16 protein-coding genes are annotated in these 20,329 nt (G+C 60.0%); 7 read left to right on the top strand and 9 right to left on the bottom strand.

The window, feature by feature from the left end:
- Positions 1 to 40: 40 nt before the first annotated feature.
- The 4 genes from speD to B5V00_RS03815 all read right to left on the bottom strand — a co-directional run bounded on the left by speD (position 41) and on the right by B5V00_RS03815 (position 7,189).
- Entirely contained in the window at positions 41 to 841 is an 801-nt protein-coding gene (gene speD / locus B5V00_RS03830; protein ID WP_085009437.1) for an adenosylmethionine decarboxylase, read from the bottom strand.
- Positions 842 to 1,173: 332 nt separating this feature from the next.
- The gene (locus B5V00_RS03825; RefSeq protein WP_172399614.1) at positions 1,174 to 4,323 is read right to left on the bottom strand and encodes an efflux RND transporter permease subunit; all 3,150 of its coding nucleotides are present in this window, start codon (positions 4,321 to 4,323) and stop codon (positions 1,174 to 1,176) included.
- 4 nt (positions 4,324 to 4,327) lie between these two features.
- The gene (locus tag B5V00_RS03820; protein ID WP_172399613.1) at positions 4,328 to 5,443 is read right to left on the bottom strand and encodes an efflux RND transporter periplasmic adaptor subunit; all 1,116 of its coding nucleotides are present in this window, start codon (positions 5,441 to 5,443) and stop codon (positions 4,328 to 4,330) included.
- A gap of 765 nt (positions 5,444 to 6,208) precedes the next feature.
- Positions 6,209 to 7,189 (bottom strand): class II fructose-bisphosphate aldolase, encoded by a 981-nt coding sequence (locus B5V00_RS03815; protein WP_085009434.1) that lies wholly within the window; start codon positions 7,187 to 7,189, stop codon positions 6,209 to 6,211.
- A 252-nt stretch (positions 7,190 to 7,441) separates the two neighbouring features.
- Between B5V00_RS03815 and B5V00_RS03810 the strand changes: the two genes are divergently transcribed.
- The gene (locus B5V00_RS03810; protein ID WP_085009433.1) at positions 7,442 to 8,887 is read left to right on the top strand and encodes a glyceraldehyde-3-phosphate dehydrogenase; all 1,446 of its coding nucleotides are present in this window, start codon (positions 7,442 to 7,444) and stop codon (positions 8,885 to 8,887) included.
- A gap of 422 nt (positions 8,888 to 9,309) precedes the next feature.
- Here B5V00_RS03810 and rpsU read toward each other — a convergent pair whose 3' ends face one another.
- Together rpsU and B5V00_RS03800 are read right to left on the bottom strand one after the other, a co-directional pair.
- Positions 9,310 to 9,504, bottom strand: coding sequence for a 30S ribosomal protein S21 (gene rpsU, locus B5V00_RS03805; protein ID WP_085009432.1), 195 nt, complete (start codon positions 9,502 to 9,504; stop codon positions 9,310 to 9,312).
- A 149-nt stretch (positions 9,505 to 9,653) separates the two neighbouring features.
- Entirely contained in the window at positions 9,654 to 10,757 is a 1,104-nt protein-coding gene (locus tag B5V00_RS03800; RefSeq protein ID WP_085009431.1) for a THUMP domain-containing class I SAM-dependent RNA methyltransferase, read from the bottom strand.
- Between the two features lie 339 nt (positions 10,758 to 11,096).
- Here B5V00_RS03800 and B5V00_RS03795 point away from each other — a divergent pair, with 339 nt between their 5' ends.
- Positions 11,097 to 11,867: a cytochrome c3 family protein gene (locus B5V00_RS03795; protein WP_085009430.1), complete on the top strand. Its 771-nt coding sequence runs from the start codon at positions 11,097 to 11,099 to the stop codon at positions 11,865 to 11,867.
- Positions 11,868 to 11,982: 115 nt separating this feature from the next.
- Complete coding sequence (locus tag B5V00_RS03790) at positions 11,983 to 12,726, top strand: PilZ domain-containing protein (protein WP_172399612.1); 744 nt, start codon at positions 11,983 to 11,985, stop codon at positions 12,724 to 12,726.
- Between the two features lie 156 nt (positions 12,727 to 12,882).
- On the opposite strand, the gene aat is transcribed toward B5V00_RS03790, so the two are convergent.
- The 3 genes from aat to B5V00_RS17370 are packed head-to-tail and all read right to left on the bottom strand — an operon-like array spanning position 12,883 to position 16,171.
- The gene (aat, locus tag B5V00_RS03785; protein ID WP_085009428.1) at positions 12,883 to 13,596 is read right to left on the bottom strand and encodes a leucyl/phenylalanyl-tRNA--protein transferase; all 714 of its coding nucleotides are present in this window, start codon (positions 13,594 to 13,596) and stop codon (positions 12,883 to 12,885) included.
- 5 nt (positions 13,597 to 13,601) lie between these two features.
- Positions 13,602 to 15,836 (bottom strand): ATP-dependent Clp protease ATP-binding subunit ClpA, encoded by a 2,235-nt coding sequence (clpA, locus tag B5V00_RS03780; protein ID WP_085009427.1) that lies wholly within the window; start codon positions 15,834 to 15,836, stop codon positions 13,602 to 13,604.
- Positions 15,837 to 15,856: 20 nt separating this feature from the next.
- Complete coding sequence (locus B5V00_RS17370) at positions 15,857 to 16,171, bottom strand: ATP-dependent Clp protease adaptor ClpS (protein WP_245803903.1); 315 nt, start codon at positions 16,169 to 16,171, stop codon at positions 15,857 to 15,859.
- A gap of 345 nt (positions 16,172 to 16,516) precedes the next feature.
- Here B5V00_RS17370 and B5V00_RS16830 point away from each other — a divergent pair, with 345 nt between their 5' ends.
- The 4 genes from B5V00_RS16830 to B5V00_RS03755 all read left to right on the top strand — a co-directional run bounded on the left by B5V00_RS16830 (position 16,517) and on the right by B5V00_RS03755 (position 20,324).
- On the top strand, positions 16,517 to 17,122 hold the full coding sequence (locus B5V00_RS16830; protein WP_139800639.1) for a hypothetical protein: 606 nt from the start codon (positions 16,517 to 16,519) through the stop codon (positions 17,120 to 17,122).
- A 242-nt stretch (positions 17,123 to 17,364) separates the two neighbouring features.
- A complete protein-coding gene (locus B5V00_RS03765) occupies positions 17,365 to 18,393 on the top strand; it encodes a hypothetical protein (RefSeq protein ID WP_139800638.1) in 1,029 nt (342 codons plus the stop codon).
- Positions 18,394 to 18,584: 191 nt separating this feature from the next.
- Positions 18,585 to 19,019, top strand: a complete 435-nt coding sequence (locus tag B5V00_RS03760; protein ID WP_085009423.1) for a lytic transglycosylase domain-containing protein — start codon at positions 18,585 to 18,587, stop codon at positions 19,017 to 19,019.
- A 57-nt stretch (positions 19,020 to 19,076) separates the two neighbouring features.
- Positions 19,077 to 20,324: a metallophosphoesterase family protein gene (locus B5V00_RS03755; RefSeq protein WP_085009422.1), complete on the top strand. Its 1,248-nt coding sequence runs from the start codon at positions 19,077 to 19,079 to the stop codon at positions 20,322 to 20,324.
- The last annotated feature ends 5 nt before the right edge of the window (positions 20,325 to 20,329 follow it).

The raw sequence follows: 20,329 nt of genomic DNA, 5'->3' as shown, positions 1-20,329 counted from the left end.
GTTGACTCCTGTCAGCAAAGCCACGCCGAAAAGCATGGACTCAGAAAATATGTTTCGAATAGAAAATTTCGGTCATCTCCTGCTCAAGAATAGCACGGATTTTCTGTTGTTCCCCGTCACTGAAATCGGCCGAACTGAGGGCAAAAAGATAATTATCGAGCTTGAAATCCTTGAGCAGCATCTTGGTATGAAACAGGTTCTCCTGGTAGATGTTGATATCGACACAGTGGTAGCGATGCAGGATGCGCCGCTTGATGTACTGCTGGATCGAATGAATCTTGTGGTCGATGAAGTGCTTCTTGCCCTTGATGTCGCGGGTGAAGCCGCGAACCCGGTAGTCCATCAGCACGATATCCGATTCGAAGGAATCGATCAGGTGATTGAGGGCCTTCAAGGGGCTGATCCGGCCGCAGGTGGAGACATCGACATCGACCCGAAAGGTCGACACTCCGCTGCGCGAATCGGTTTCCGGATAGGTATGAATGCAGAGATGGCTCTTGTCGAGATGGGCCAGCACCTGATCGCTCTTCGGTTCAACCGGTTCCTCGGCGATCAGCACCGTGACACTGGCCCCCATCGGGTCATAATCCTGGCTGGAGATATTGAGGACATTGGCGCCGATGATCTCGGTCACCTCGGTCAGGATCCGCACCAGCCGATCCGAGTTGTACTCCTCGTCGATATACTGCAGATATTCCTTGCGCGCCTGCGGCCGCTTGGCATAGCAGACATCATAGATATTGAAGGAGAGGGTTTTGGTCAGGTTGTTGAACCCGCGCAGCTTCAGCTTGGGACGGGGCCGACGATTGCGCCCGTTACGGACAATACGTTTAGCGACCATGGCAGGGGTCTCACTTTGCCGATGATGATGGTGCGAAAGACGGGCAATTAAAGCACAGAATGGGAAGGGCTACCAAACGAAAAAAAGTGATGCCCGGCGAAGCGAAAAACCTGCCGCCAAGACGCCAGGAGCGCCAAAAAAATCTTTTTTAACGGAGAGGCGCAGAGCCGTAGAGAATGCAGAGTAAAACTTTTTCTAGGGTTTAAAATCCAAAAAGCTTTTCTCTCTGTCTCTGCCCCTCTCCACCTCTGCGTTAAATCAGGTTTTGACCTTCTTGGCGTCCTTGGCGTCCTGGCGGCAGCATTGGATCATAGAGGGTTACACCGGAGATCCTACTCTCCCACCCCCTTGGCGACCTGCCCGGTCAAATGTTGCCGAACGCCGACCATCAGACTGAACAGGGCCGGCACCAGCAACAGGGTGAAAATGGTCGAAACCACCAGGCCGCCGACCACCACGCTGCCCAGCCCCCGGTAGAGTTCACTGCCGGCACCGGGGAAGAGGATCAGCGGCAGCATGCCGAAGACCGAGGTCAGCACCGACATGAAGATCGGCCGGACCCGACTGCGCACCGACTCACTCAGCGCCTGATGGTACTCCAGGCCCTCCTGGCGCATGAAATTGAGCGCCTGGTGAACAATCAGGATGGCATTGTTGACCACCGTGCCGATGAGAATGATAAAACCGAGCATGGTCAGGATATCGAGCGGCTGGTAACCGATGGTCAGATTCACCAGGGTCAGGCCGAGGAAACCGCCGGCCATCGCCAGCGGGACCGAGAACATGATGACGAAGGGATAGAAGAAACTCTCGAACAGCGCCGCCATCAGCAGGTAGGTGATGAGGATGGCGAGAACAAAGTTCCATTTCAGCACGGCGAAGGTCTCATCCAGTTTACGTGCCGTGCCGCTCAGCCTGACCCGCACCTCGGGCGGGATGATGCCCCCCTGGCGGAACGGCTCGATCACCTTGCCGCGAATCCGGTCCATCAGTTCCTTGAGCGTCATCCCCGCCGGAGCGGTCACCTTCAGGGTAATGGTACGCTGGCGTTCACTGTGATTGATCTGCTCGGGACCTGCCATCAACCGGACAGCGGCCACCGATTCGAGCGGCACCCGCTGTCCGCCCGGAGCACGCAGCAGCAACTGACCGATCTCTTCGATACGGTCGGCCTGATCATCCCGGCCGATAACCGTCAGGTCGAGTTCCTCCCCGTCAACATTGACCTTGCTCGCCACGGCACCGTCAAGAAAGGCATCGACAGCAATACCGACATCCCGCGCCGAGAGCCCGAAATCAGCCAGCCGCACCCGGTCGGGAATGACACGGATTTCCGGATTGCCGAGATCGAGGCTCGGAACCGGTCGGATCTGCGCCCCCGGCGCCGCGCCGAGAGTGGCGCCGAAGGCCTGCCGTCCGATGTTGACCAGTCGCTCGAGATCGTTGCCGGAAAATTCGATGTCGACGGTATTGCCGCCGGAAAGCCCCCGCTCAAAAAGAGACGTCTGAAAAACCAGGGCTATCATTCCAGGCACCTTGCGCAGCTCCTTCTTGGCGAAAGGAATCAGTTCACGAATCCGTTTCGGGTCGACGGTACGCATCCCCATGAAAATCCGCCGACTGCTGGCAACGTAGAAGAAAGAGCTGATCTTCGGCAACCCGGCAGGGGCCGCGAGATCCTTTTCATAGAGAGGAGAAAAGGCCCGCTCCAGTTTTTTCCCGATCTGAGTGAATTCCTCAACATTGTAGCCGGGGGGAGGCAACAACAGGCCGATGACCAGGTTGCGATTGCCGGTCGGCAGGTATTCCGGTTTCGGGGCCAGCCACCAGGCGGTCGCCAAAGCTGTTCCGGTCAGCAGCAATACAGTCAGCAACTGCAGACGAGGGCGCCGGCCGACATGAGAGGTCCAGGCGGCCAGTCGATCGGTCAATGCCCTCGCCAGCGGGACCAGCCCGAACAGGCTGCCGACAGAGCCCGTCCGCCGCGATGACCGCCCGCCGCCGATGATCCGCCCGGCAAAGGAGGGGATGACGGTTACCGCCACCACCAGCGAAAAACCGACCGCGGCACAGATGGCAATGGCGATGTCACGAAACAGCTGCCCCGATTCCTGGACGATGAAGAGAATCGGCAGAAATACCGCGATGGTGGTCAGGGTCGATGAAAGAACCGCGCCCCAGACCTCACGGGTTCCGTCAAGAGCCGCCTGCGGCCGGGACTTGCCCATTTGTCGATGACGATAGATATTCTCCAGCACCACGATGGCGTTGTCGACCACCATGCCGACGGCGAAAGCCAGCCCGGCCAGAGAGATGACATTGAGCGAGCGACCGGCCAGAAACATCACCACGAAGGTACCGATCACCGAAATCGGGATCGCGGTTCCGACAATCAGGGTCCCGGAAAAAGAACGCAGGAAGAGCAGCAGCACCAGGATGGCCAGCCCGCCACCAATCACCAGATTCTGCTGAACCAGGTCGATGGCCGAAGTGATGTATTCGGTCTCGTCGTAGACCTGGGTCAGGGTCAGGCCCCGCTGCCTGAGGATGCCGGCATTGAGCTCGGCAATGGCAGCCTTGATGCCGGCCATCACTGCGAGAACGTTGGCGCCATTCTCCCGCTGGCAGTTGATGGCGATCGACGGCCGACCGTTCTGCCGCACCGACACCGTGGCCCGCTTGAAACCGAAGCGGGTTTCAGCGACATCACCGACCAGGATTCGTCTCCCATCCTCTGTCCGCAGCGCGACCTGCGCCACCTGCTCCGGGGTCACCAGCTCACCGTAGGTACGGACGATATAGCGGCGTTTCCCCTCGTCGAAACTGCCGGCGGAGCGATTGACATTCTCGGCATCGAGGCCCCGCATGAAGTCGCCGAGGGTCAAGCCGAAACCGGAAAGCCGGGCCGGATCGACAATCACCTGCAGTTCCCTCTCCCGGCCGCCGAAAACGTTGCTGCGCGCCACCCCCGGCACCCGTTCAAAACGGGCTTTGACGTAATCCTCGGTAAAATTCTGGTAGTGATCGATGGGGGTGGTATTGCCGGGAGCGGTCTGCAGGATCAGCCAGGCAATCGGCCGATCCTCGGTGTTGACCGCCGAGATGACCGGGCGTTCCGCCTCGTTCGGCAGGTTCTGGACCCGGCCTAAGGCGTTGCTGACCTTGAGCAGAGCGGCGTCCATGTCGGTGCCGGGAGCGAAGCTCAGAACCACGCGACCGTTACTGTCGCTCGATTCGGACTTCATCTCGACCACGCCCTGCACGCTCTTGAGCTGATCTTCCTGGCGCTGCACCAGCTCCTTTTCAACATCCTCGGGGCTGGCCCCCGGCCACAGGGTGCTGACGGTAATTTCCGGTTTGGCGACCTCGGGCGTCAACTGCACCGGGATCTGGCGCAAACCGATCAGGCCGAACAGCAAAGTCAGCAGCACGCCGACGGTAACCGTAACCTGACGGGAAATAGCGGTCCTGATCAGACTCATGCCATCAACCCTGTCGACCGCCGGCTTCGCGGACCACCTGCCCCGGCCGCAACCGTTCATTGCCGCGCACCACCACCCGGTCACCGACAGCCAGCCCGCCGCCCAGGGGGTCAACAGCGAATCGTTCTCCCTGGCCGGAAAGAACGCGAACCGGCACCAGGGCCGCCTTGCCGTCGACCACCCGCACAACATACCCGGAGCCATCGGGACGGGACACCAGGGCATCCTTGGGAACCAGCAGCACCTCCCTCTCGCCCCCCGTATCCAAACGGACACGGGCCAGCATCCCCGCCAGGATGCGTCCCTCCGGGTTGGCGACGTTGACCTGTACCGGGAAAGTCCGCGCCTGGCGGTCAGCACGTGGAATGATGGCCGCGATCCGGCCGCTGAAAGTCTCACCCGGAAGGGCGTCAAAACTGACCTGCAAAGTGGCACCGGGCTGCACTCCGGCAATCCGCTGCTCGGGAACCGGGACCATCACCTTGATGGTTGACAGGTCGACCAGGGTCAGGGCGGCCTCTCCCTCGGCAAGCCACTGCCCAAGTTCGGTCTTCTCTGCCACCACCTGCCCGGCAAAGGGAGCACGGATCACCATGCGCGACAGGCGATCCTCGATCAGGCGAATAGCGGCCCGCAGTTGATCCTGCTGACGCAACAGGGCATCCCGATCCGTCAATCTCGCCTGCAGCTCCTGGTCGGAAATAAATTTACGCTTGAACAGGTCTTCGGCCCGACGGGCATCGGCCTCAGCCTTCCGCAACCGCGAACCGGCCTCCGCCAGGCGAGCCCGGGCTTCATCACGCAGCAGCTGCTGACGGGTGTCACGCAACCTGACCAGCACCGCCCCGGCAGCGACCCGGTCACCCTGACGGGCGACGATCTCCGACACCAGTCCCTGGGTTTCAGCCGCGACATCCGCCTGACGCAGCGGTTCGCTGCTGCCGACCAGCAACTGCGGCATCCGCAACCGACCCGCTTCCACCTCCGCGGTTGCCACCAGGGCCGGCGGCCGACCGTGGGAGACCTTCTTGTCGGCGGCACCGACAGCAGGCGGCAGCAGCAAAACGATGAAAAACAGCATCAACAGGGAACAGCCCCGGCCCGGAAGGGGTCGTGTCATGGCGCAGACCTCGGGAGGAAGATTAGCTGGGTTATGGTGAATTGTTAGAGGATACCACAGAAGAAGGGGATCCATCTGTTTTGTGGGCGGGGAACGACGTGTTGTCGGGGAAAATCAAAATCTTTCCGGCACCACCGCCTCAAGCGGTCGAGACGTGTACAGACACAAGAGGCGCACGAAAACTGAGGGCAACGCAGCAGACGGGCGCATATCGGCCGCCCCAGCACTACCGTTGAAGGCGGTCGAGACGTGTGCAGATGCAAGGCGTCTCACGGGCCGAGGAATGAGGCGTAGCGGCAGCTACGTCGGAATGACAAGGCACGGGAGCAACGCAGCAGATGCGTGCGTATCGACCGCCCTCGCAGTACACCGCGGGGTCGCGGCCCCGCCCGCCGCCTCCTTTCCTTACTCTTGCCTGCTCGCAAGAGTAAGCAGAAAGAGCTTTCGCCTGCGGCGGGCATGGACACTACCCCTTGCCAACCATGCTGATTACGAAACACGCGGCGCTCCCGTAGCCACGCCCGGCAGTGGTGGTATACGAACCTGGCTACGCAGGGGGCAAACAAACGGGGTACACAGGAGAACCCGAAAAAAACCCGAGGGTCTTAAAGCCCCCCCCAGCACCACCGGCCCAAGGCGGTCGAGACGTGCCCGGATGCAAGGCGTCTCACGGGCCGAGGAGTGAGGCGTAGCGGCAGCTACGTCGCAGCGACCAAAGACGGGAGCAACGCAGCAGATGCGTGCGTATCGGCCGCCCCCACCACACTACCCTTTGCCTGCGCTGCCGAGTACTGCCTCATTCTTATGCCTGATCAACCGGATCAGCTCGTTGCGGGCATCGCCGAGATACTTGCGCGGATCAAACTCGGCGGGATTGTTGGCGAGATGCTCGCGGATCTTGGCAGTGACCGCCAGCCGGCCGTCGGAATCGATATTGATCTTGCAGACCGCGCTGGCCGCGGCCTTGCGCAGCTGCTCTTCCGGAACCCCGACCGCGCCGTCCATCTTGCCGCCGTAGCGGTTGATCAGCTGGACATATTCCTGCACCACGCTGGAAGCGCCGTGCAGCACGATGGGAAATCCGGGAATCCGCTTTTCACACTCTTCGAGAATGTCGAACCGCAGCGGCGGCACCTCCTCACCCTCCTTGAGCTTGAACTTGTAGGCGCCGTGGCTGGTGCCGATGGAAATCGCCAGGGAATCGACTCCGGTCCGGGCAACGAAATCCTCAACCTCCTCGGGCTTGGTGTAGGTGGAATGTTCGGCTTCAACCTCATCCTCGATACCGGCCAGCACGCCGAGTTCACCTTCGACGCTGACATCGAACTGGTGGGCATATTCGACCACCTTACGGGTCAGGGCGATATTCTCGTCATAGGGGAGATGGGAACCGTCGATCATCACCGAAGAAAAACCCGACTCGACGCAGGATTTGCAGAGTTCAAAGGTATCACCGTGGTCGAGATGCAGGGCGATCGGGATCTGCGAACCCATCTCGCGCGCCATCTGCACCGCCCCCATCGCCATGTAACGCAGCATGGTCTGATTGGCGTAGTTGCGCGCCCCCTTGCTGACCTGGATGATCACCGGCGAGGAGGTCTCCGCGCAGGCGGTGACAATCGCCTGCAGCTGTTCGAGGTTATTGAAATTATAGGCCGGGATGGCATAGCCGCCGGACATCGCCTTGGCAAACATGTCGCGGGTGTTGCTCAGGCCCAGCTCCTGGTAGGAAACGGTATCCGCCATAAGATAATTCCTCCTTTGAAACAGACGTGGATGATCCCGCAGGCAACCGCGGACAGAGATATGAATACCAGCCAATCCCGGACAAGTCCAGTCTCGAAATTTCCACCGCCCGGCCCGGTGGATCTGGGTTGGACCATTCCCTTGCCTTGAATCCGGTTTTTGTTTAGGATGAGCCGGTTTTTCAACAGAACCACGCTGACAGGCATTCAAATCGGGGTGGATATTCCTTAAGTCGCGGAAGGACAGAAAACGATGGTTACCGAAAAGCAGGAACGTTATTTCTCAGACTGGAAAAAGCGCGAAGAGATCGCCGAACTGATGCTGCCGATTATCGGCCGGCTGTATCGTGACCGGGGCGTGGTCATCACCATCTACGACCGCAAACTGGTTCACCAGTCGACCATCGACATCCTGCGGGCGCATCGTTTCGCCCGGCAGATTCTCGAAAATGAACTCTCGGTCCGGGACACCATGCCGGTCCTCGAAGCGGTGGCGAAGCTGGAACTGGCTCCGGCCCGCATCGACATCGGCAAACTGACGGTCCGCTTCCAGGCCCAGGCCGGCAACCTCGACATCGACGCCTTCGTCCGCCAGGAGCTCAAGGATGTCAATACCGGCAGCAAGCCGCTGCTCACCGAACCGCGCGACGTGGTTCTCTACGGCTTCGGCCGCATCGGCCGCCTGCTGGCGCGCATTCTCATCGACCAGACCGGCGGCGGCGAAAAACTGCGGCTGCGCGCGGCAGTGGTCCGCAAGGGCAGCGAGGATGACCTGATGAAACGCGCCAGCCTGCTGCGCCGCGACTCGATTCACGGTCCCTACAACGGCACCATCAAGGTCGACAAGGAAGAAAACGCCATCATCGCCAACGGCAACCTGATCCACATCATCTACTCCGATGATCCGGCAACCGTCGACTACGCCAAGTACGGTATCAGCAACGCCATCCTGATCGACAACACCGGCAAATGGCGCGACCGGGAAGGACTCGGCAAACACCTCAAGAGCGGCGGCATCTCCCAGGTGATTCTCACCGCTCCCGGCAAGGGCGATGTGCCGAACATCGTCTACGGCGTCAACAACGAACTGCTGACCGCCGATGAACAGATCTTCTCGGCCGCCAGCTGCACCACCAATGCCATTGTTCCGGTCCTCAAGGTCATCAACGACCGCTTCAGCATCGTCGAGGGGCATGTCGAAACCTGCCACTCCTACACCAACGACCAGAACCTGATCGATAATTACCACAAGAAATCCCGCCGTGGCCGGGGAGCCCCGCTGAACATGGTCATCACCGAAACCGGGGCCGCCAAGGCGGTAGCCAAGGCCCTGCCCGAACTGAGCGGCAAGCTGACCGGCAACGCCATCCGGGTGCCGACCCCGAATGTCTCGCTGGCAATCCTGAGCCTCAATCTGGGACAGGAAACCAGCGTCGAAGAGGTCAACCGGGTGCTGCGCGACGCCTCCCTCGAAGGCCCGCTGCACGAGCAGATCGACTACACCAATTCGCCCGACGCCGTCTCCAGCGACTTCGTCGGCTCCGGCTACGCCTGCGTGGTCGACTCCTGCGCCACCATCGTCCAGGGCAAGCGCTGCAACCTCTATGTCTGGTACGACAATGAAAACGGTTACAGCTGCCAGGTGGTGAAGATGGTCGACTACCTGGCCGGGCTCAAGCTGCCGGTGTTGCCGAAATAAGGGGACAGCAGGCGCGAGGTGCAAGGCTCAAGGCGCAAGGTTAAAATCTGAAGGCAAAGGCAAGGCCGATCCGGGATACGGGTCGGCCTTGTTGCATTTTGGCATTCAGCAAAGATGAAAACTACGTCGAAGATTGAAGGTCGAGGGCAACACGGCAGATGTGCGGATATCGCCCCCCCCCAACACAAACGGTTCGAGGTGGTCGAGACGTGCGTAGATGCAAGGCGTCTCGCAACTGAAGGAGTGAGGTGTAGCGGCAGCTACTCCGCAGCGACTGAAGGTGCGAGCAACGCAGCAGATGCGTGCGTATCGGCCGCCCTCGCACCAAAGGGTGCGTATCGGCCGCTCTGCGCCCGCCCAAACAGAAGGAGGCCGGTCTCATGTTGAGACCGGCCTCCTTATTTGGGCAATAAAAACGAGGATCAGCGGTTGCGCATCAACCGCATCTTCTTCCGCAGACGGCGCTGGGCCTCTTTCTCCTTGCGCTTGCGCTTGACGGACGGCTTTTCGTAAAACTTGCGCTGCTTCATTTCACGAAAAAGTCCCTCCTGCTGCAGCTTGCGCTTGAGGACCCGGATCGCTTTCTCGACGTTGCCGTCGACAACTGTGATTTCCACCTGAGAATCACCTCGCTTTCTCTCAACTTCCAGAATCGTCCCGGCCTTGTCGGCAGCAGGACAAGACGGCAAAATATACAACTGAACGAAAAAATGCAAGAAAAAAGGGGCCCCGAATCCCGAAATTGCCGGTGGGTTTGGGGCGGCAATCAGTCAAACCACAATCGCACCGGAAGCCCCCCATTGCGGAAACGGATCTTCTTCCGTCCCGACCATTGCCGCAGCAGCGCCGGATCGGGAACGATGATGCCCTTGCGCCAGTCCCGCCATTCCGTCAGGCACAGCGCGTCCAGCTGTCGGTAAAGCCGCGCCACGTTCTCCGGCTGCTCCAGCCTGTCCCCGTAAGGGGGATTGGCAACCAGCACTCCCGGCTGCGTCGGCAGACGCAGGTCAATGACTTCGGAACACTGCCATTCAATCATGCCGGCAACCCCGGCCAACTCTGCGTTGGCCCGCGCCTTTGTCAACATCCCGGCGTCACGGTCGGCGGCAAGAATCAGCCCGTGACTCTCTTTGCGCAGGCCGCGGTCGGCCTCGTCGAGCAACAACTTCCACAGCCCATGACGAAACCCCGGCCAGTGCATAAAGGCAAAACCCCGCTGCCGTCCCGGCGGAATGTTGGCCGCCAGCAGGGCCGCCTCTATGGCGAAAGTTCCCGATCCGCAAAAAGGATCAACCATGGGTTCCGAAGAACGCCAGGCCAGAGTTGCCAGAATGGCGGCAGCCAGATTTTCCCGCAACGGCGCAGCTCCCGGTTCAACCCGATAACCGCGCCGGTGCAGCAACGCACCGGAACTGTCGATGGAAATAAAGCAGCAATCCTTCTCCAGCCTGACCAGCACCAGCTGCTCCTCCCCACCATCCTCCTCCTGCCTGACTCCCAACGCCTGTCGGGCCGCCATCTCCAAGGTCTCGGCGATGCGCCCGCCATGCTGCAACCGTGACCCTCGGGAACTGACCCGAAACCTCATTCGTTGCCCGGGCCGGATAAACTCCCCCCATGGCAGACGGACCGCTTTGCGGAACAGGGAAGGAAAGTCGCGGGCCTGAACCTCCGCGAAACGCACCAGAACCCGGCCGGCCGACCGCAACCAGAGGTTGGCCAGGTAGAGTTCCCGCAGTTTGCCGGTAAAACTGACGCCGCCCGCCTCCGGCCCGATGTCCGCCATCCCCAGGGCGAGAAGCTCCGCGGCACAGACCTGTTCAAAACCGGGCGGTACAACCGCAAAAAGATCAACCTGGCGGTTTTTCATCACTGTATCCTTTCCATTTCGACCGGGACTGGCAAATCGCGGGAGTTTAGCACAGTCCCCCGCTGAGACCAATCACCCGGCCATATCACGGTCTGCAATCAGCGATCGACCGTAGCAGGCAGCTTCCTCCGGAGAGTTTAACACCGGCCCGGGGAGGGGACGAATCGTCTCCCGCGGCAGTTTTGGTGACCTTCCACGAATCCAGAACTGGCATCGATTGCAACCCGCCCTTGACAAGGCACGGATTTTGCGAAATTAATACGGTTCTCAAGATGGACTGCAACAATTTTCATGACGGGCCCGGCCCGGCCGCCACACATTTGAAACCAGGAGACATTCATGAAGCGCTTCATCCCCCTGCTGATTGCCGCCCTGCTCGTTCTTCCCGGCACCCTCTACGCCCGCTGGATCAAGGACAAGGTCGAAATTCCGGTGGCCGCGACCGGCACGGTTGAATTCAGCCACTACAACCATCTCGAAGCCCTCGGGAAAAACTGCCCGACCTGCCACAACAGCGTTTTCAATATCGTCACCAGCAAGAATCCGGACTTCACCATGGCCGACATGGAGAAGGGCAAGGCCTGCGGCAAATGCCATAACGGCGAGCGGGCCTTCAGTGTCAAGGAAGACTGCAGCGCCTGTCATCCGACCCACCCCATCCAGTTCGAGAATGATTCGGCGCCGGCGCGTTTCCCTCACGATGTCCACACCGAAATGTACAGTTGCAGCGAATGTCATCCCGATCTCTTTATCCCCGACCAGAAAAAGAATCCGCAGTTCACCATGAAGCAGATGCGCGACGGCGAAGCCTGCGGCGCCTGCCACGACGGCGACACCGCCTTCTCGGTCAAAGGGGATTGCGCCAACTGTCATCCAACCGCCGACGTCAAATTTGAAACCGATGCCGGCCCGGCGACGTTCCCCCACTCCGTCCACACAGAAATGTACGGCTGCGACGAATGCCACCCCGACATCTTCATCCCCAACCGGAAGAAAAACCCGGCCTTCACCATGGACCAGATGAGTGAAGGGGAAGCCTGCGGGGCCTGCCATGATGGTGACACCGCCTTCTCGGTCGACGACAACTGCGACAACTGTCACGAAATGTAATCGCCGAGCGGAACAGCAAAGATTCGAAGGGGGCCTCTCGGCCCCCTTTTTTATGGATTCCCCGAATCGGCGGGGTTATGCTGATAATTTCCTTTTCACGCTGAGGTTCCGGCTGATGCCGTACCGGAAATATTTCAAAACCGACCAGAGACTGTTACTGCGCCCGATCTCCGGCGAACAGAACACGGACCGGGTGGAAACCCTGACCGCGTTCATTGTGCATGCCCGCGGTGACAGTTGCGACCTGAGGCTTCCCTACGAAAACCGCCCCGGTGAAGAATTTCCCTTCACCGCGGGAATGGAGGTGGAACTGAGCGGCGAAGCCCTCGGACTCGGCGTTCGCATCACCGGCCGCTTCGAACGCTATCTCGACCCGGGGCAACTGCGCATCAGCATCGATCCCACCCTCGAAGTCTTCCAACGCCGCAATCACCCCCGCCGGGACGTCAGGGTCGGGCTGCGCTATACCCGGGGACATGGCACCCTGCGTACCTTTCGCCGGCAATGGGAAAAAAACATCCGCATCCTCGCTGGCCGCACCGATCTGAAAAAGCTCGGGGGGTTCCCCCGTTGTCAGGTCAATCTCAGCCAGGGGGGGCTGCGCTTCACCATCAGGCCGCCGGTAGAAGTCGCCGACCTCTGCATGATTCTGCTGGAACTTGAACCGCAGTCACCACCGGTCTGCGCCCTGGCCGAGGTGGTCTGGATTTCCGACCCGGGGGAAGAACCGAATCAACACGGTCTCGACGTCGGCATGCAGTTCATCGACATCCTCAAAAGCGACCAGAAACGGATCGCCGACTTCATGAGTCACGCAACCGGCCAGGCCTCCTCACCCGCCGAAGTCTCCGGCAGCTAGCAACCTTACAAGTTATTGTTTTACAAACACAATTCGTATCCATCCACAGTTTCGTGGAAAACCCTGTGGGCAATACGTGAATCATTCAACGGGAATGCCGCAACCTCTCTCCGCCTGGCATTTTGCACATTTTTTAAGCAGCCCAGACAAGCGACTTCAGGCGGCGGCGATACGCATCGGCGCGCCGGGAAAGAGACCGCGCGAGGGGTGAGTTGACGGCTGCAGACCACCCTCAACCAGCAGGTCGAGAAAATCCTGCCGGGAAATATCACAGGCCCCGAGGGAGTGCAGGTGCGATGTCGGCAACTGGCAGTCGATGGCCAGAAAGTTCTGCACCCTGAGGCTCTGCACCAGGGCGGCAAAGGCAACCTTGGAAGCATCCGGATGGCGATGGAACATCGATTCACCGAAGAAAAAACGCCCCAGGCAAACCCCGTAGAGTCCGCCGACCAGTTGGTCCCCCTGCCAACATTCAACCGAATGGGCATACCCCTGTCGGTGGAGACGCTGGTAAGACTCCAGCATCTCCAGGGTAATCCAGGTCTCTTCCCCCAGTTCCTGGCGCACTCCGGCGCAGGCGGCAATGACCTCGCCGAAGGCCTTGTTGAACGTCACCCGATAACGGCCACGGCGCATTGTCCGCCCCAGGCTGCGTGAAACATGCAACTGGTCCGGGAAAAGCACGCAACGTGGGTCGGGAGACCACCAGAGCAACGGATCGTCATCATTGAACCAGGGAAATATCCCCATCGAATAGGCCAGCAGCAGTCTGGGCGTCGACAAATCACCACCGACCGCCAGCAGGCCGTTCGGCTCGGCAAGTGAGGGGGGAGGGAAAACCAGTTCTTCAACCAGGCGGTAGACCGGCATCGGAGTCACCTGAAGTTGAACAGCAGTTTTCGATTGCGGCAACCGATGCGTACTCGACCCCCCTGGCGCAGACAACCGAAGAGGATTTCGTTGGCAACCTGATCGCCGATTTCGGACTGCAACAGGCGCGCCAGCGGACGGGCACCGAACTGCGGATCATACCCTTTCTCCGCCAGGTAACGCCGGGCGGCCGGTGTCAACTGCAGCTTGACGCCCTTGTCAGCCAGGGGACGCTGCAGCTCACGCAGCATTTTATCGACCACCAGCCCCATCACCTCGCTGTCAAGCGGGGCAAAATCGACGACGGCATCCAGCCGGTTGCGGAATTCGGGGGAGAAGGTCCGCTCGATCTCTCCCCTCGGGGGCCCGCCGCGCGCGTCACCGAAACCGATCGGATTGGCACTCATCTCCCGGGCGCCGACATTACTGGTCATGATCAGCACGACATTGCGGAAGTCGGCCTGCTTGCCATTGTTGTCAGTCAGGGTACCGTGATCCATCACCTGCAGCAGAATGTTGAACAGGTCGGGATGGGCCTTCTCGATTTCATCGAGCAGCAACACCGCGTGGGGATGCTTGATCACCGCTTCGGTCAACAGCCCCCCCTGATCGAAACCGACATAGCCGGGTGGCGCGCCGATAAGTCGGGCGACCGAATGTTTCTCCATATACTCACTCATGTCGAAACGCAAAAACTCGACCGCCATACTGCCCGCCAGCTGCTTGGCCGCCTCGGTCTTGCCAACCCCGGTCGGCCCGGTAAAGAGGAAGGAGCCAACCGGCTTGTCGGGATGACCGAGTCCAGCGCGACCGCGCCAGATCGCCCGACAAAGCAGGTTGAGGGCCTTGTCCTGACCGAAAACGGCCTTCTTCAGATCCCGCTCCAGGTTCTGCAGCCGCTGGCTCTCGTTGCGCGAAACACTGCGGGTCGGGATCCGGGCGATACCGGCCACCACTTTTTCGATATCGGCAACCTGCAGCGTCCGCTTGCGGCGCGGCTGTAGACGCGCGTAGGCTCCGGCCTCGTCAATAACGTCAATGGCCTTGTCCGGCAGGTGACGAAAATTGATATGCCGGGCCGAAAGTTCCGCCGCGGCCTGCAACGCCGCATCGCTGTAGCGGACCCCGTGGTGCTCCTCATAATGAACGCGCAGCCCCTGCAGAATCGCCACCGTCTCTTCGACGCTCGGCTCGGGAACGTCGATTTTCTGAAAGCGCCGCGAAAGAGCGCGATCCTTGTCGAAAAGGTTCTTGTATTCCTCGTAGGTGGTTGAACCGATGCAGCGGATATCGCCGCTGGCCAGGACCGGTTTAAGGATATTGGAGGCGTCGAGCGATCCGCCGCTGGTCGCTCCGGCACCGACCACGGTGTGGATCTCATCGATGAACAGCACCACCTGCGGTCGTTTCTGCAACTCCTTGATCACCGCCTTGAGCCGTTCCTCGAAGTCCCCCCGGAACTTGGTCCCGGCCAGCAACGCTCCCATGTCGAGACTGTAAATTTCACAATCACGCAACAGGTCGGGAACCTTGCCCTCGGCAATACGCAATGCCAGCCCTTCGGCCAGGGCGGTTTTGCCGACCCCCGGCTCACCGACAAAAATCGGGTTGTTCTTGCGACGGCGGCAGAGAACCTGAACGGTGCGCGACAGTTCGGCTTCGCGGCCGATCAGCGGATCGATCCGTCCGTCGCGGGCCCATTGCAGCAGATTGACGGTAAAGAGGGCGAGAGGATTCTTGCCGGGCTTCTCCCGAGCCGGTTTCGCTTCACGGGTCCGGTCCTCCTCCGGCAGGCTCTCCTCTCCGACCACCTTCGGTACTCCATGGGAGATATAATGAAGGACATCAAGCCGTCCGACGCCCTGAGAGAGCAGAAAATGGGCGGCGTGCGACTTCTTCTCTTCGAGAATGGCCGCCAGCAGGTCGCCGACGGTCACCTCCTTCTTGCCCGCCGACTGCATGTGCATGACGGTCCGCTGGAGGATGCGCTGCAGACCGACGGTCTGTTCGGGAACAAACTCCTCTTCTCCCGGCAGGCTCTCCAGCTTTTCATTGAAAAATGCTTCCAGCTGACGGCGCAACTCGCTCAGATCCCCTCCACAACTGCGAATGATCTCCTGCCCCTGCTCTTCAAACAGTACGGCATAAAGCAGATGTTCCGAGGTTAAAAACTCGTGATGCCGGCGCTGAGCTTCACGAACCGCGAGCGAAAAAGCAATTTGTACTTCGGCACTGAACATAGGTATCTCGACTCTCTTCGTCAGGCTTCTTCCAGGCTGCAACGCAGCGGGTACCCGGTTTTCCGCGCCAGGCTGTGGACCCTGGCAACCTTGGTTTCGGCGATTTCGTAGGGGAAAACGCCGCACTCCCCAACGCCCTTGTGATGAATATGGAGCATGATCTGGTTGGCTTCCGTAGCCGATTTGCGAAAAACGGTCTGCAGCACCTCCACGACAAATTCCATGGTGGTGTAATCGTCATTGTGCATCAGTACGCGATAAAGCGGCGGCGCGACCGTCCGCGTCCGACTCTCTTCCTCAACCCTGATACCGCTTCCGGGAACCTCCCTGCCCACAACTGAACTCCTTTCCTGGAACGGATACCGACAAAACCCGCTCCCGCATCTGATAATTAAATTTAAGCTGACTGAAGCGTTTTTCGCAAGGCCGGAAAGAGAATCTCTGCAACTCCCCGAAGCCGTCAAGAGACTCCCGCTCGCATCACTGGCAGGATTTTTGCTGAAAACAGCCCTGTTTGCCTGCATCGACGACGGGGCAATGCCCTGACAGCATAAGGCAAGTTATTTATTTTATTTTGTTTTTTATGCCAATGTCAGCCTGTCGGCCCACGCCGGCAGGCGAAAATTGTCATTTTCCGGATCGAGAGGATGACAGGATCCGGCACTGGAGTCGTATCAAGGATGGAAACAGAAACAATACCCGCGTATTGTCCCCACTGCTGCAAAACCGTCATCATCCACAGGCATCCCGGCCGACGGGGGTTGCGCAGCCTGCTTGCCTTCCGCGGCGGCGACGCCGGAAACAACATCTGGCACTGCAGCAACTGCCGCAGGCCGGTAGCCTCCCCGCCAACGAACGAAGTCGGGCCGGAAGAACAGGACAACGTCCCTTGTCTGACTGAAAGCAATCGCCGGACCTGTCCCCATTGCCGGACAGCGATCGGCCGCACCCTGGAACTCTGTCCAAACTGTCAGCAGCATCTCGCCCCCATGCCGCCGCTCCGCGCTGTCGACTGCCACATTTGTCAAGGCCGACTCTACTTTCAATCGCAGCACGAAGGTGCTGAAACGATTTGCGATCACTGTCGAAACCCGGTGGTTCTGCCACGAGCTTCGGGCCGGCAAACAACAGCCCCCGCGGTTATCCGTCTGCCGTCCGACCCGCGTCGGCCGGGCATTCGAACCATTCTCTGCGGCCAGTGCAGAACCCGCATGACCTACCCCGACCGTCTGACCGGCCGCAAGGTCAACTGCACAGCCTGCCGCCAACCCTTCGAATTGCCCTGAACAGCCGAGAAGCACAACAGCGTCTGCCGGCATGACGGTTGAATCCGGCGGGCAACACAGTCCCATCGGCGATCCCCGGTTTCAGCCACCGGCATCGGAACATTAGAGCGTTGACGCGCCATCTTCATCGTCGGGCAAATTCATTCCGCCATGAAAGAAGATAAAACTCGTTAAAATATTGACACTTTTCCCCGGTGCAGGTATTAAAAGACTGATAAACTACCCAGCCAGGAGGGAATGTAATGGATAGTGGAGCGATGCAGATGCTCGGAGCGACCGGCGGCCTGATGTTTATGGTTTATTACCTGCTGATGTTGGTGCTGTCGATTCTGGTTCCGTTTTTTGTCTGGCGCATCTGGAAATGGAGTTACGCCACCAGCCAGGAACTGAAACAACTCAACGAAAAATTTGACCAGTTCCTGTCCCAGCAACAAGCCGGGGTTCCGGTTGAAGAAGCCGCCGAGTCCACTTCGGCAACAACCGCCTTTGCACCCGCCGCCTGGGAACCGGAGGAAGAAAAAACGGATCCCCCGCCCGCCGGACAAGACGACAATGACCCGCTGGCCGCAGCCTTCGACCTGGATGAGGCGACCGAACAGGAGCAGGAAGCGCCCGCCACCGAACAAACCACGGAAATGGAACCGGCGACGGTCACGGAAACCGCGGCGGATGACAGCCCCCGGGAAACGGGCTTTGAATTTGCCGTCAGCCCTGAAGAAGCCTTCGGGGAAGAAACAACCGAAGAGAGCCAGGCCCCTGCTGCAGACGCCTTCGCCTTCGAAGAAGAGCAAACCGGTGACGACGCAGATCCCTTTGCCGAGGCTTCCGACAACCGGGAGCCCCAGGAAACAGCTTTTGGCGGCGACGACAGCGCCCTCGAATTCACTGAGGATGAAGATGCCGAAGCGGCCAACCTCGATCAGCAGTTCGACAGCGCCTTCAACCATGAGGAATCAGCGGAGGATTCCGCAACTGAAACGACCGACGATCCTTTTGCCGGCTTCGGGGAGCAGCCGCCCGCCGAGGAGAAACCGGCCCCCGGGACACCCGCCGAAAAACCCGTGGCCGCCCCGGCTGAAGAAGCTGCGGTGGCAGAAACGGAACCCGTGGAGGAAAAACCCGCTATCATCGCCCTCGAACCGGACCCGCAGCGACCGACCGTCAAACTGGCTCGTTGCGGCCAGTGTAACCACAAGCTGGCCTACAAGGAAACCCTCAGCGGCAAAAAAGCCCGCTGTCCATCCTGCCGGTCGGCATTCGTGCTTCCCTGAAGGAAAGGGGCTGCCCAGGCAGCCCCTTTTTTTATACGGGGCCGATGAAAAGCGCCCGTCTGCTTCGTTGCCCTGGCTCGCGTCGCTGCGGAGCCGCTGCCGACCAGCTTGTCTCTTCCCTGTCGCTCGGGTAAAATGAACCTGATTCAGGATGAAGCAATTCCCGACAGCAACCCGGACAAACGACAGAGATGAACCGAACCCCGCTGATCATCCTGCTGCTGGCAGCCATCTGTATTCACCCCGCCGCTGCCGGCGCCTTCTGTTTTGAACAGGCCGCCGACCGCTACCAGGTTCCCGCGGCCCTGCTCTGGGCCATCGCCAAAGTCGAATCCAACTTCGATCCCCGGGCGATCTACCACAACCCCGACGGCAGCACCGACATCGGCGTAATGCAGGTCAATTCCCGCTGGCGGCAGAGCTTTGCGCCCGCCGTCTGGAACGCCCTCGACGACCCCTGCACCAACGTCAAGGCCGGGGCAAGGATTCTCTCCGACTGCCTGCAGCGCCTCGGCTACACCTGGCGGGGAATCGGCTGCTACAATGCCGTCAGCCGCGACAAGCAGGCTAATTACGCCCGACGGGTGCTGGCGGTCATGCAGACCATGCCGCGACAAAGAGAGTGAATGATTCCGGCCGATCACGGTCTTGATGTCGCCGGATGGGCCTGCTAGAGTGGGGCCATGACGCTTCGCTTCCTCCACACCGCCGATATCCATCTCGGCAAAACCTACCGCAACAGTCCCGGCAGCACGCAACGCTACCGGGATTTTTTCGCCACCCTCGACCGGATCGTCACCACCGCCATCAACGAAAAAGTCGACGCTCTGCTGATCAGCGGCGACCTGTTCCACGTCGGCCAGATCCTGCCGCGCACCTTCGCCCGCACCATCGCATCCCTCCAGCCCCTCAAGGAGGTCGGCATCCCCTGCATCGCCATCGAGGGAAACCATGACTGGATTCACCGCCGTGACAGCGTCTCCTGGATGGAGGCTCTGTCACAGATGGGCTACATCCGCCTACTGCGCCCGACCCGGACAGATGATGGCGGCTACCGCTTCGATCCTTTCGATGAGGAGACCGGACTGGGGGGACGGATCAAGATCGGCGATGTCAACATCTACGGCCTCGGCTACATCGGCGCCCAGGCCGGCAGCCACGTCGAGCGGATCTGCGATGCGGTAACCACCGAGAATAATCTGCTCCTTTTTCATGTCGGCATCTGGAGCTACTCGCCGGTGGAGATCGGCAACATGAAGCCGGAGGAGGCCCACCCCCTCGCCGGAACCTTCGGCTACGTCGCCCTCGGCCATGGCCATAAACCCTATATTGTCGAAACTTCGGATGGACAGCCCTACGCCTTCAATCCCGGTTCTCCGGAGCGGGTCAATTTCGGTGAAGAGACGTACGACAAAGGCTGTTACCTGGTGTCATTTGAGAACGGAACTTTCTCTGCCGAGTTCCGGACCACCGCCCCCCGCCCGATGCTGGTCGCGACCATCGACCTGTCGGGATCGCAAAACGCCGAACAGGCACTTGAGAGATGCCTCACCCGGGTCGGAGAACTCCTCCCTGCCGATAAACGCCGGCCGCTGCTGGAACTGAAGCTGGTCGGCAAAGTGAGCTTCCATCCCTTCGAACTCGGGCGGGAACGACTGCGCCTCGCCCTGGAAGAGATCGCCTCCCCCCTGCACGTGGAAATCAAGAATCACCTGTCACTGGTCAGCAGTGCCGGAGACGCGGCGACTGAGAAAAAGAGCCTCGCCGAGATCGAACAGGATGTGCTCCGCGAACTGATCGGCTCCGGCAGTGACTACCGGGGACGCGAGGATGAGTTGGTGAAACTGTCACTGACGCTGCGTGACATGCTGCAGAAGAACGAGGTGGATGAAGACGAACTGCTGGCCCTGCTGGGCACAGAGGAGACGTAACCACC

The organism is Geothermobacter hydrogeniphilus (genome assembly GCF_002093115.1).
Lineage (GTDB): Bacteria > Desulfobacterota > Desulfuromonadia > Desulfuromonadales > Geothermobacteraceae > Geothermobacter_A > Geothermobacter_A hydrogeniphilus.
The sequence above is the reverse complement of the archived record's forward strand: the minus strand, read 5'-3'. Positions and strand labels throughout refer to the sequence as shown.

Bases quoted from the DNA above. Each gene is read 5' to 3' on its own strand.
- speD (WP_085009437.1), bottom strand. From the start codon at position 841: ATGGTCGCTAAACGTATTGTCCGTAACGGGCGCAATCGTCGGCCCCGT.
- B5V00_RS16830 (WP_139800639.1), top strand. From the start codon at position 16,517: ATGGAAACAGAAACAATACCCGCGTATTGTCCCCACTGCTGCAAAACC.
- B5V00_RS03790 (WP_172399612.1), top strand. From the start codon at position 11,983: ATGCCGTACCGGAAATATTTCAAAACCGACCAGAGACTGTTACTGCGC.
- B5V00_RS03820 (WP_172399613.1), bottom strand. From the start codon at position 5,443: ATGACACGACCCCTTCCGGGCCGGGGCTGTTCCCTGTTGATGCTGTTT.
- B5V00_RS03825 (WP_172399614.1), bottom strand. From the start codon at position 4,323: ATGAGTCTGATCAGGACCGCTATTTCCCGTCAGGTTACGGTTACCGTC.
- B5V00_RS03815 (WP_085009434.1), bottom strand. From the start codon at position 7,189: ATGGCGGATACCGTTTCCTACCAGGAGCTGGGCCTGAGCAACACCCGC.
- B5V00_RS03810 (WP_085009433.1), top strand. From the start codon at position 7,442: ATGGTTACCGAAAAGCAGGAACGTTATTTCTCAGACTGGAAAAAGCGC.
- B5V00_RS03760 (WP_085009423.1), top strand. From the start codon at position 18,585: ATGAACCGAACCCCGCTGATCATCCTGCTGCTGGCAGCCATCTGTATT.
- B5V00_RS03795 (WP_085009430.1), top strand. From the start codon at position 11,097: ATGAAGCGCTTCATCCCCCTGCTGATTGCCGCCCTGCTCGTTCTTCCC.
- B5V00_RS03800 (WP_085009431.1), bottom strand. From the start codon at position 10,757: ATGAAAAACCGCCAGGTTGATCTTTTTGCGGTTGTACCGCCCGGTTTT.
- aat (WP_085009428.1), bottom strand. From the start codon at position 13,596: ATGCCGGTCTACCGCCTGGTTGAAGAACTGGTTTTCCCTCCCCCCTCA.
- B5V00_RS03765 (WP_139800638.1), top strand. From the start codon at position 17,365: ATGGATAGTGGAGCGATGCAGATGCTCGGAGCGACCGGCGGCCTGATG.
- B5V00_RS03755 (WP_085009422.1), top strand. From the start codon at position 19,077: ATGACGCTTCGCTTCCTCCACACCGCCGATATCCATCTCGGCAAAACC.
- clpA (WP_085009427.1), bottom strand. From the start codon at position 15,836: ATGTTCAGTGCCGAAGTACAAATTGCTTTTTCGCTCGCGGTTCGTGAA.